Source organism: Streptomyces albidus (ex Kaewkla and Franco 2022) (assembly GCF_013870515.1).
Lineage (GTDB): Bacteria > Actinomycetota > Actinomycetes > Streptomycetales > Streptomycetaceae > Streptomyces > Streptomyces albidus.
In genome coordinates this window covers 1-10,362 of the sequence record NZ_JACBXA010000212.1, presented here as the reverse complement: position 1 = coordinate 10,362, position 10,362 = coordinate 1, and the positions used below count along the sequence as shown (strand labels likewise).

The following is a 10,362-nucleotide window of genomic DNA, read 5'->3' as shown; positions in this document are numbered from 1 at the left end:
GGACACCGCCGACGTGGCTGTGCGCTCCGGGGCCGGCACCCCACCAGTCGGCGCCCGTCCAGTACAGCTCGTTGTGACGGCAGCGGGCTGCGGCGTCGCCCGTCGTGGCCCAGTTGGAGACCTCGTACCAGCTCATTCCGGCGGCGGTGAGCGTCTCCTCCGCGAGGAGGTAGCGGTCCGCGTGCACGTCGTCGTCCGTCATCGGAACCTCGCCGCGCCGGATGCGGCGGGCGAGCTGTGTGCCCTCCTCGACGATCAGTGCGTACGCGGAGATGTGGTCGGGCCGCTCCGTCAGCGCGGACTCCAGGGAAGCGCGCCAGTCGTCGTCGGTCTCGCCGGGTGTTCCGTAGATGAGATCGAGGTTGACGTGCGTGAAGCCGGCGGCGCGGGCCTCGCCCACGCACTTCTCGGGCCGCCCGGGAGTGTGGGTGCGGTCCAGGATCTGCAGCACGTGGGGGCGTGCGCTCTGCATGCCGAAGGAGATCCGGTTGAAGCCCGCCTCGCGCAGCTGCGTGAGATAGCCGGGGTCGACGGACTCGGGGTTGGCCTCGGTGGTCACCTCGGCGTCCGGCGTCAGCCCGAACTCGTCACGTACCGCGGCGAGCATGCGGCCGAGGTCGGCGGCGGGCAGCAACGTGGGAGTGCCCCCGCCGACGAAGACCGTCTCGACCCTGCGCGGGTCGTCGGCGAGGACCTTGCGCGCGAGCCGGATCTCGTCGACGACGGTGTCCGCGTAGTTCTCGCGTGAGGCGAGCACCCCCTCGGACGTGCGCAGCTCGGAGGCGGTGTAGGTGTTGAAGTCGCAGTAGCCGCAGCGGGTCGCGCAGAAGGGCACATGCAGGTAGAAGCCGAGAGGGCTGGACTCGCGGCCGTCGAGGGCGGACGGCGGGAGCGAACCGCTCTCGGGCACGGGCTCGCCGTCGGGCAGTGCGGAGGGCATGCCCACCATTGTCCGCGATCGCGCGGGGCACTCCCGTCCCGGTCACCGCCCGGCCGTGCGCTCCCGCCGCCGCTCAGCAGCGGGGACGGGCCGGCCGCCTGCGGGCGGGGTGGTACGGCTCACAGTCGTGGACGTCAGGAGAAGCCGACGGTCACGTGGTCGATGAGCTGCTCGACTCTTCCCAGCAGTGCCGGTTCGAGGTCCCGGTAGTCGTGGACGCATCCGAGGATCCGCTGCCAGGCGGCACCCGTGTTCGCCGGCCAGCCCAGCGCCGTGCAGACGCCGGTCTTCCAGTCCTGCCCGTGCGGCACCCGCGGCCAGGCGTCGATGCCGACGGAGGAAGGCTTCACCGCCTCCCAGATGTCGATGTAGGGGTGCCCGACGACCAGCACGTCCTCGCCGGTGACCTCCGCGGCGATACGGGACTCCTTCGAGCCCGGTACGAGGTGGTCGACCAGGACGCCGAGCCGGGCGTCCGAGCCGGGGCCGAACTCCCGTACCACTGCGGGGAGGTCGTCGACCCCCTCCAGGTACTCGACCACGACCCCTTCGATGCGCAGGTCGTCGCCCCAGACCTTCTCGACCAGCTCCGCGTCGTGCCGCCCCTCCACGTAGATCCGCCCGGCGCGGGCCACCCGTGCACGCGCACCCGGGACGGCCAGGGAACCGGACGCGGTGCGCTGTGCGGCGGTGCCGGAAGCCGGTGCGGACTCCGGCAGGGCGGGCCGTACGAGCGTGACCGTCCGCCCCTCGAGCAGGAAGCCGCGCGGTTCCATCGGGAAGACCCGGTGCTTGCCGAAGCGGTCCTCGAGGGTGACTGTCGGGCCCTCCGCGGTCTTCTCCGTACGGATCACCGCACCGCAGAACCCGGTGGTGATCTCCTCCACCACGAGGTCGGGGTCGGCCGGCACCTCGGGGACGGGCCGCTGGGGCTTCTTCCACGGCGGAGTCAGGTCGGAATCGTAGGAACGGCTGCGCATGAGCGCATTCTTCACGATCAGCCGAAGCGGCGTGCCAGTACGTCCCGTTGGGCGCGTACGAACTGAGCGTCGACGACTGCTCCGTGCCCCGGCACGTACAGCGCCTCCTCGCCGCCCAGCTCCAGCAGCCGGTCCATCGCGCCAGGCCACATCGCGGGCGAGGCGTCCGGGCCCGCCTGCGGTTCACCGGACTCCTCGACCAGATCGCCGCAGAAGACGACCGTGCGACCGCCCGAGCCGCCGGTCTCACCCGAGGCGTCGTCCGCGGCCCGCACCACCACCGCCAGATCGTGCGGGCTGTGCGCGGTGCCCAGGTTCACCAGCACCACCTGCCGCCCGGCAGCGCTCAGCGTGAGTTCGCCGTCGACCGTGTGCCCCGGAGCCGCCAGCGCCTCCGCCGATTCGGCGGCGGCATCCGCCGGCAGGCCGTGCCGGACCGCGTCCCGCCGCAACTCCTCGCGTGCGCCCGCGAGATGCCCGTCCAAGCCACTCGGCCCGTAGACCTGAGCACCGGTGAAGGAGGCGGCTCCGAGGACGTGGTCGAAGTGCGGGTGGGTGAGCACCACTTGTGTCACCGGCAGCCCGAACAGGCCGTGCAGCTCCTCGCGGATGCGGGCGCCCTCCTCCAGGCTCGCCCCGGCGTCCACCACCAGCACACCCGACGTGCCCCGCACCGCCCCCACGGTCGCGTCCCACTGCGGGAGTCTGCGCCGGACCACACCCGTTGCGAGCTGCTCCCAGCCACCCGCAGGGCGCTCTTCAGCCGTGTGCGTCCCCGCCTCTTCCCCGTGTCCGGCCATGCGGCGACGCTATCGGGAGCTCTCTCTGTGCGCGCTCGCGGTACGGTCAGTCGGGCGGCCCTTGCCCCGGCCACGGTGACCGGCCGTACACTGGCCCAGGGGTTCTGGCACTCCGTCGGTGAGAGTGCCAGGGACGCAGGAGACGCCGGGGGACCGGGATGCGCCCGGGACCCCTGAGGTGCAAGCCGGGGTAAGGCCGGACGGGAGGTGTGCGCGGTGCTCAGTGAACGCAGGCTCGAAGTGCTGCGCGCCATCGTCCAGGACTACGTCGGCACGGAGGAGCCCGTCGGCTCCAAGGCCTTGACCGAGCGGCACAACCTCCAGGTGTCCCCGGCCACCGTGCGCAACGACATGGCCGTGCTGGAGGACGAGGGATACATCGCCCAGCCGCACACCAGTGCCGGGCGCATCCCCACCGACAAGGGCTACCGCCTCTTCGTCGACAAGCTCGCGGGAGTCAAGCCGCTCTCCTCGCCGGAGCGCCGGGCCATCCAGAACTTCCTGGAGGCCGCCGTCGACCTGGACGACGTGGTCGGCCGCACGGTGCGCCTGCTCGCACAGCTGACGCGTCAGGTCGCCGTCGTGCAGTATCCGTCGCTGACCCGCTCGACGGTGCGTCACGTGGAGTTGCTCTCGCTCGCGCCTGCGCGGTTGATGCTGGTGCTGATCACCGACACCGGCCGTGTCGAGCAGCGGCTGATCGACTGCCCGGGGCCCATCAGCGACTCGTCCCTGGCGGATCTGCGTGCCAGGCTGAACAGCCGCGTCGTCGGCCAGCGCTTCACCGAGGTCCCGTCCCTGGTGCAGGACCTGCCGGAGTCGTTCGAAGGCGACGACCGCGGCACCGTCTCGACGGTGCTGGCCACCCTGCTGGAGACGCTGGTCGAGGAGACCGAGGAGCGGCTGATCATCGGCGGCACCTCCAACCTCACCCGCTTCGGGCACGACTTCCCGCTGACCATCCGGCCCGTGCTGGAGGCGTTGGAGGAGCAGGTCGTCCTGCTGAAGCTGCTCGGGGAAGCCAAGGACCCGGGCATGACGGTACGAATCGGGCATGAGAATGCTCATGAAGGGCTTAGTTCCACGTCGGTCGTGTCGGTCGGCTACGGTTCGGGCGACGAGGCAGTAGCCAAGCTCGGCGTGGTCGGACCGACCCGCATGGACTACCCCGGAACGATGGGAGCTGTACGCGCAGTGGCACGGTACGTCGGACAGATCCTCGCGGAGTCGTAAGTGGCGGCGGACTACTACGCGGTCCTCGGCGTGCAGCGCGACGCCTCGCAGGACGAGATCAAGAAGGCCTTCCGCAGGCTTGCGCGCGAGCTGCACCCGGACGTCAACCCGGATCCGAAGACCCAGGAGCGGTTCAAGGAGATCAACACCGCTTACGAGATCCTTTCGGACCCGCAGAAGAAGCAGGTCTACGACCTCGGCGGCGACCCGACGGGCGGAGCCGGCGGCGGTGGCGGCGGCTTCGGCGGAGCGGGCGGCTTCGGCAACTTCTCCGACATCATGGACGCCTTCTTCGGCACCGCCTCGCAGCGCGGTCCGAGGTCGCGCACGCGCCGCGGCCAGGACGCCATGATCCGGCTCGACATCGACCTCGAGGAGTCGGCCTTCGGCACCACGAAGGACATCCAGGTCGACACCGCCGTCGTCTGCAACACCTGCAACGGCGAGGGTGCCGCTCCCGGCACCTCCGCGCAGACCTGTGACATGTGCCGCGGCAGGGGAGAGGTCTCCCAGGTGACGCGGTCCTTCCTGGGCCAGGTCATGACCTCGCGCCCCTGTCCGCAGTGCCAGGGCTTCGGCACGGTCGTGCCGACCCCCTGCCCCGAGTGCGCGGGCGACGGCCGCATCCGCTCCCGCCGCAGCCTGACGGTCAAGATCCCCGCCGGCGTCGACAACGGCACGCGCATCCAGCTCGCGGGTGAGGGAGAGGTCGGCCCGGGCGGCGGCCCCGCCGGCGACCTGTACGTGGAGATCCACGAGACCTCCCACCCCACGTTCCAGCGCCGCGGGGACGACCTGCACTGCACGGTGACCATCCCGATGACGGCGGCGGCTCTCGGCACGAAGGTGCCGCTGGAGACGCTGGACGGCATGGAGGAGGTCGACATCCGTCCGGGCACGCAGTCCGGGCAGTCGATCCCGCTGCACGAGCGCGGCATCACGCACCTGCGTGGCGGCGGCCGCGGGCAACTGATCGTCCACGTCGAAGTGATGACGCCGAGCAATCTGGAGCCGGAGCAGGAGGAGCTGATGCGCCGGCTGGCGAAGCTGCGCGGTGAGGAGCGTCCGACCGGACAGTTCCAGCCCGGGCAGCAGGGGCTGTTCTCACGGCTCAAGGACGCCTTCAACGGCCGCTGATTCAGCCGGATTCGCGGCTTCCGGCCACATGCCGGACCCTCTGGCACGACGTGTTCACACCTTCCCGGGTCCGCCCGCCCACGTGCGGGGCGGGCCCGGCGGTGGCGGGCGGCACCCCGTGACAGGATGAGCTCATGTCCTCCCTGTCGCCCACGCTCTCCGAGATCGCGGAGCATCCGATAGTGCAGGCCCCCATGGCGGGAGGCGCTTCTTGTCCGGAGCTCGCCGGGATCGTCAGCGAAGCGGGCGGCCTGGGTTTCCTGGCAGCCGGCTACAAGACGCCGGAGGCGATGTACGAGGACATCAAGCAGCTGCGCGGGCTCACCCAACGGGCCTTCGGCGTCAACCTGTTCATGCCGCAGCCCGACAACGCCGACTCGGGATCACTCGAGGCCTACCGCGCACAGCTCGCAGGCGAGGCGACGTGGTACGAGACGGAGCTGGGCGACACCGACCACGCCACGGACGACGCGTACGACGCCAAGCTCGCCATACTCTTCGACGACCCGGTCCCCCTCGTCTCCTTCACGTTCGGATGCCCCACGCGCGGCGTCCTCGACCAGTTCAGGAAGCGCAGGACGTACACGGTCGTCACCGTCACGTCGGTCTCCGAGGCACAGGTCGCGGAGTGGTCCGGAGCCGACGCCGTGTGCGTGCAGGGCATCGAAGCGGGCGGCCACCAGGGCACGCACCGCGACGATCCTCAGGCTGACGGCACCGGCAGCGGGCTCGGGCTGCTGTCCCTGGTGACCCAGGTCAAGGAGGCCGTGGGGCTGCCCGTGATCGCTGCCGGCGGCGTGATGCGCGGCAAGCAGATCGCAGCGGTGCTGGCCGCGGGTGCGAGCGCAGCGCAGTTGGGCACCGCGTTCCTGGTGTGCCCCGAGTCGGGAGCGCACCCGGCGCACAAGGCGGCCTTGACCAACCCCCTCTTCAACCGCACGGAGTTCACGCGGGCCTTCTCGGGCCGGCCCGCGCGCGCACTGGTCAACCGCTTCCTGCGCGAGCACGGCAGATACGCGCCCGCCGCGTACCCCCACGTGCACCACCTCACCGCCGAAGTGCGCAAGGCGGCCGCCAAGGCACAGGATCCTCAGGGCATGGCCCTGTGGGCCGGACAGGGATACCGGCTCGCGCGTGATCTGCCCGCCGGACAGCTGATGGACGTGCTGATCGCCGAGTTGTCGGTGGCCCGCGAGAGCATGGCGAAGCGCGGTGTGGCGTGACGGCTCCCGTCTTCCTGGCCGACCACGACCAACTTGCGGGCCCGGCACGGTCGGAGAGCGGCACCGTGGTGCTGGAGGGGCCCGAGGGGCGGCACGCCGTCTCCGTACGAAGGCTGCGTCCCGGCGAGGAGGTCGTCCTCACGGACGGCGAGGGGACAGGCCTCACGGGCACGGTGGCTTCCGTCTCCGGCAAGGACCGCCTGGAGGTGGCCGTCACGTCCGTACGGACGGAGGCACCTCCGCAGCCGCGCATCACCGTCGTGCAGGCGCTCCCCAAGGGCGACCGCGGCGAGCTGGCCGTGGAGACCATGACCGAGACCGGCGTGGACGCCGTGGTGCCCTGGGCCGCTTCCCGCTGCGTGACGCTGTGGAAGGGCGAACGCGGACTGAAGTCGCTGGCCAAGTGGCGCTCCACGGCGCGGGAGGCGGGCAAGCAGGCGCGACGCCTCCGCTTCCCGGAGGTCGCGGAGCCCGCCACGACCGCGCAGGTCTCTGAGCTGCTGCGCGGCGCGGCGATGGGCGTCGTCCTGCACGAGGAGGGGAGCGTTCCTCTCGCCACCGCCCAACTGCCTGAGGACGGCGGCATCGTGCTGGTCGTGGGGCCCGAAGGCGGCGTCTCCCCGGAGGAGTTGACCGCCTTCACCGACGCGGGCGCGAGGCCCTGCCGGCTGGGCCCGAGCGTGCTGCGCACGTCCACGGCGGGTACGGCGGCGACGGCGCTCCTGCTGGGCCGTACCGGACGCTGGTCCTGAGGCACCACGACCGGTTCGGCGACAGGGGGCGGGCTTCAGAGGCGCGTCAGCCGTCTCCGCCAGAGGCGCGCCTCGCGACCGGCGTCCGGCTCACTCCCGGCCTCCCTGCCAGCCGTTCACGTGCAGCACGTTCTCGACGGGCTCGCGCTTGGCCGGCCGGAACGAGGTCCCGATCGTGTGAGCCGTCGGGATCAGCGCACCCTGGTGCACGTTGTCGGGGAGGCCGAGGACTTCGGCGGCCTCGCGCTCGTGCGCCAGGTGCAGCGTCGTCCATGCGGTGCCGAGACCCCGCGTACGGGCGGCCAGCATGTAACTCCAGGCCGCCGGAAGGAGCGAGCCCCAGAGGCCGGCCTGGTTGCCGGAGGGCAGCTCGGCCTGCGGGAGTTCGATGCAGGGGACGACCAGGACGGGCACCCTGCCCATGTTCCCCGCGAGGTGGCGGACGCTGTCGTGCACGCGCTGCTGCACCTTCGAGCGCTCCGGATCCTCGGCGAACAGCTTTCCCGCGGCCGACGACGACTCCAGGTACGCCTCGCACGCCCTGTTGTAGATCTCCCCGATGGCCGCGCGCCGCTCGGCGTCGGTGACGACCACGAACTGCCAGCGCTGCGCGTTGGAGCCGCTCGGGGCCTGGAGCGCGATCTCCAGACATTCCCGCACCGTCTCCAGGGCGACCGGCCGGTCCAGGTCGAGGCGACGGCGCACGGACCGGGTGGTGGTCAGCACGTCCATGGCGGTCATGGCGTGCTCGGACCTGTCGTTCCGGGAAGGGGGCGGCTGGGGTTCCACGACGGCACTCTCCAAGGGGGTTCGGGGCCTGCGGGCCCTCCCGCACTCTTCCCTGCCGTGCGCCGCCGGTCCACGTAGCAGTGCTTAAGCACGGATCAAGAACACCGTGCGCACGCAGTCCAGTACCCGTCCGGCTCCCGTGCCGTCGCGACCTGTCGGCAGCGGTTCGCGCGGGTCCGGCTCCGGGGGTGCACAGGTAGCATCCCCTGCATGGCTGGAGAACCGCAGGCGGACTGCCTGTTCTGCAAGATCGTGGCGGGAGACGTCCCGGCGACGGTCGTCAGGGAGACGGAGACGATGGTCGCCTTCCGTGACATCAACCCCCAGGCGCCCACGCACGTCCTCGTCATCCCCAAGGCGCACTATCCCGACGTCGTCTCGCTCGCCGCCGCGGAGCCAGCGCTCGCCGCCGACGTGCTGGTCGTGGCGGGCGAGGTCGCCGACCAGGAGAAGATCGTCCCGTCGGAGACCGGCCCCGGCACCGGGTACCGCATCGTCTTCAACACGGGTGCGGGCGCGGGCCAGACGGTCTTCCACGCGCACGCCCACGTGCTGGGCGGCCGAGGCCTCAACTGGCCCCCCGGCTGAGCCCGTTCGCCGAAGATGTCCGTACGTGAACTGGTCGTGCTGGGCACCGCGAGTCAGGTGCCCACGCGGGCCCGCAACCACAACGGCTACGTGTTGCTCTGGGACGGCCACGGCATCCTCTTCGATCCCGGCGAGGGCACCCAGCGCCAGATGCTGCGGGCCGGAGTGTCCGCGCACGACCTGACGCGGATCTGCGTGACGCACTTCCACGGCGACCACTCGCTGGGCCTGGCCGGCGTCATCCAGCGCATCAACCTGGACCGCGTGCCGCACCCGGTCACGGCGCACTACCCGGCGAGCGGGCAGCACTTCTTCGAGCGGCTCCGTTACGCGACGGCGTACCGGGAGACGGTGCAGCTGCGGGAGCAACCCGTCACCGGCGCAGGCGAATTGACCGCAGCCGGTGCCGACCCCGGTGCGCAGGGAGACGCTCCGCCCTTCACTCTCTGGGCGCAGCCCCTGTCCCACCCCGTCGACACGTACGGCTACCGGCTCGTCGAGCCCGACTCGCGCCGCATGGTGCCGGAGCGGCTCGCCGCCCGCGGCATCCGCGGCCCCGACATCTCCCGCCTCCAGCACGCGGGCGAACTGAGCGGCGTACACCTGGAAGACGTCAGTGAGCCCCGGCGCGGGCAGAGCTTCGCCTTCATCATGGACACCCGCATGTGCGACGGGGTGCACGCCCTCGCGGAGGACTGCGATCTGCTGGTCGTCGAAGCCACGTTCCTGGACGAGGACGCCGCGCTCGCCGAGGAGTACGGCCACCTCACCGCTGGACAGGCGGGCTCGGTCGCGGCGCGCGCGGGCGTACGGAGCCTCGTCCTCACGCACTTCTCGCAGCGCTACACCGACGCCTCGCTCTTCGCCCGCCAGGCCCGGGAGGCGGGATTCGAGGGGGAGTTGACGGTCGCCGAGGACCTGGTGCGGGTGCCGGTGCCGAAGCGGCGGGTCTGAGAGGGCGGCCCGTCAGGGCGTCCGGATGCAGCTGAGTCGCGCGCCCGATGGCGACGCGAATCACCTTGCGGGCAGCGGGACTTCCTCGATCACCTCGGCTCCGGAAGCCGCGTCAAGTTCCTTGCTCAGCCTTGATAACAACTCCGCAACTGCCGTTTCAGGTACGTACCTTCAGAGCTGTGTGGGGGCACAGTCCGTTCCTCTTCAGAACTGGAGCAGTGATGTCCCGGAAGCGGAAAATCAGCCGTAAGCACAAGGTCGTCGCCGGTATCGGAGCAGTCGTCATGGCGGCGGGGATCGGCGCGGTCACCGTGACCACCAGCCAGGCGGGCGAGGCCTGTGCAGGACTCGACCAGGCCCTCGCGAACAACCAGAACTTCATAGCGGCCCAGCAGGCCGCCCCCGACGCCCAGTCGGAGGCCCGGATCGCCAACCGGCAGGCCGTCATCGACCTGATCCAGCAGCGCAGGGCCGCGGCCGGCTGCGTCGACTGACGGCAGGCCCGGAGCCACCGCCGCCACGGGTGACCGCTCGGCCTCCAGCACCCGTGGCGGCGCGTCGAACGGGAACGGCCGGTACCACCTGCCTGGGTACCGGCCGTTCTCCATCTCGGAGGGCGCCGTCCGCTCGATCGCGGTCAACTCACGTAGCCGCCGGGCCACTTCATGCCGGGAGGCGTCAGCCCCGGCCGCCGTCCTCCATCAGGTCCAGGAACCGGCGCATCCCGATGTTCCCGCCGGAGACGATGATCCCGACGCGCGCAGGCACCGGATCGAGGCGGCCCGCCAGCAGCGCGGCCAGCCCTGACGCGCCGCTCGGCTCGACCACGATCTTCAGCCGCTCGAAGGCGAACCGCATCGCGGCCAGGATCTCCTCCTCGCTCACCAGCTCGATGCCGGCCAGCAGCCGCCGGTTCACCTCGAAGGTCAACTCGCCCGGCGTCATCGCGCCCTGGCCGTCCGCGAT

At 71.3% G+C, this 10,362-nt stretch carries 12 protein-coding genes; 7 read left to right on the top strand and 5 right to left on the bottom strand.

Features of this window, described 5'->3' with window-relative positions:
- The 3 genes from hemW to H5J26_RS23900 form a co-directional block, all read right to left on the bottom strand.
- On the bottom strand, nt 1-940 hold a 940-nt coding region (gene hemW, locus H5J26_RS23910; RefSeq protein ID WP_181768018.1), incomplete at its 3' end, for a radical SAM family heme chaperone HemW.
- 134 nt (nt 941-1,074) lie between these two features.
- Nucleotides 1,075-1,920 carry a DUF3097 domain-containing protein gene (locus H5J26_RS23905; RefSeq protein WP_181768017.1) on the bottom strand — a complete coding sequence of 282 codons (846 nt, stop codon included), beginning with the start codon at nt 1,918-1,920 and terminating at the stop codon, nt 1,075-1,077.
- A gap of 17 nt (nt 1,921-1,937) precedes the next feature.
- Nucleotides 1,938-2,720, bottom strand: a complete 783-nt coding sequence (locus H5J26_RS23900; RefSeq protein WP_181768016.1) for an MBL fold metallo-hydrolase — start codon at nt 2,718-2,720, stop codon at nt 1,938-1,940.
- A gap of 216 nt (nt 2,721-2,936) precedes the next feature.
- Between H5J26_RS23900 and hrcA the strand changes: the two genes are divergently transcribed.
- The 4 genes from hrcA to H5J26_RS23880 all read left to right on the top strand — a co-directional run bounded on the left by hrcA (nt 2,937) and on the right by H5J26_RS23880 (nt 7,065).
- Nucleotides 2,937-3,953: a heat-inducible transcriptional repressor HrcA gene (gene hrcA, locus H5J26_RS23895; RefSeq protein ID WP_181768015.1), complete on the top strand. Its 1,017-nt coding sequence runs from the start codon at nt 2,937-2,939 to the stop codon at nt 3,951-3,953.
- Nucleotides 3,954-5,090 (top strand): molecular chaperone DnaJ, encoded by a 1,137-nt coding sequence (dnaJ, locus tag H5J26_RS23890; protein ID WP_181768014.1) that lies wholly within the window; start codon nt 3,954-3,956, stop codon nt 5,088-5,090.
- A gap of 134 nt (nt 5,091-5,224) precedes the next feature.
- Nucleotides 5,225-6,313, top strand: coding sequence for a nitronate monooxygenase (locus tag H5J26_RS23885; RefSeq protein ID WP_235981011.1), 1,089 nt, complete (start codon nt 5,225-5,227; stop codon nt 6,311-6,313).
- On the top strand, nt 6,310-7,065 hold the full coding sequence (locus tag H5J26_RS23880) for a 16S rRNA (uracil(1498)-N(3))-methyltransferase (protein WP_181768013.1): 756 nt from the start codon (nt 6,310-6,312) through the stop codon (nt 7,063-7,065). The genes H5J26_RS23885 and H5J26_RS23880 overlap by 4 nt, the downstream gene beginning before the upstream one ends.
- 90 nt (nt 7,066-7,155) lie before the next feature.
- Here H5J26_RS23880 and H5J26_RS23875 read toward each other — a convergent pair whose 3' ends face one another.
- Nucleotides 7,156-7,854 carry a nitroreductase family protein gene (locus H5J26_RS23875; RefSeq protein ID WP_309238047.1) on the bottom strand — a complete coding sequence of 233 codons (699 nt, stop codon included), beginning with the start codon at nt 7,852-7,854 and terminating at the stop codon, nt 7,156-7,158.
- A 210-nt stretch (nt 7,855-8,064) separates the two neighbouring features.
- On the opposite strand from H5J26_RS23875, the gene H5J26_RS23870 reads away from it, so the two are divergent.
- The 3 genes from H5J26_RS23870 to H5J26_RS23860 all read left to right on the top strand — a co-directional run bounded on the left by H5J26_RS23870 (nt 8,065) and on the right by H5J26_RS23860 (nt 9,890).
- Nucleotides 8,065-8,442: a histidine triad nucleotide-binding protein gene (locus H5J26_RS23870; protein ID WP_181768012.1), complete on the top strand. Its 378-nt coding sequence runs from the start codon at nt 8,065-8,067 to the stop codon at nt 8,440-8,442.
- 15 nt (nt 8,443-8,457) lie between these two features.
- Nucleotides 8,458-9,396, top strand: coding sequence for a ribonuclease Z (locus tag H5J26_RS23865; RefSeq protein ID WP_181768011.1), 939 nt, complete (start codon nt 8,458-8,460; stop codon nt 9,394-9,396).
- A 221-nt stretch (nt 9,397-9,617) separates the two neighbouring features.
- Nucleotides 9,618-9,890 (top strand): hypothetical protein, encoded by a 273-nt coding sequence (locus H5J26_RS23860; protein WP_181768010.1) that lies wholly within the window; start codon nt 9,618-9,620, stop codon nt 9,888-9,890.
- Between the two features lie 184 nt (nt 9,891-10,074).
- Here H5J26_RS23860 and H5J26_RS23855 read toward each other — a convergent pair.
- Nucleotides 10,075-10,362: pyridoxal-phosphate dependent enzyme (locus tag H5J26_RS23855; RefSeq protein WP_181768009.1), on the bottom strand; the 288-nt coding region annotated here is incomplete at its 5' end.

Coding starts and splice junctions, on each gene's coding strand:
- H5J26_RS23900 (WP_181768016.1), bottom strand. CDS start 2,720: ATGGCCGGACACGGGGAAGAGGCGGGGACGCACACGGCTGAAGAGCGC.
- H5J26_RS23870 (WP_181768012.1), top strand. CDS start 8,065: ATGGCTGGAGAACCGCAGGCGGACTGCCTGTTCTGCAAGATCGTGGCG.
- H5J26_RS23885 (WP_235981011.1), top strand. CDS start 5,225: ATGTCCTCCCTGTCGCCCACGCTCTCCGAGATCGCGGAGCATCCGATA.
- H5J26_RS23905 (WP_181768017.1), bottom strand. CDS start 1,920: ATGCGCAGCCGTTCCTACGATTCCGACCTGACTCCGCCGTGGAAGAAG.
- H5J26_RS23860 (WP_181768010.1), top strand. CDS start 9,618: ATGTCCCGGAAGCGGAAAATCAGCCGTAAGCACAAGGTCGTCGCCGGT.
- H5J26_RS23865 (WP_181768011.1), top strand. CDS start 8,458: ATGTCCGTACGTGAACTGGTCGTGCTGGGCACCGCGAGTCAGGTGCCC.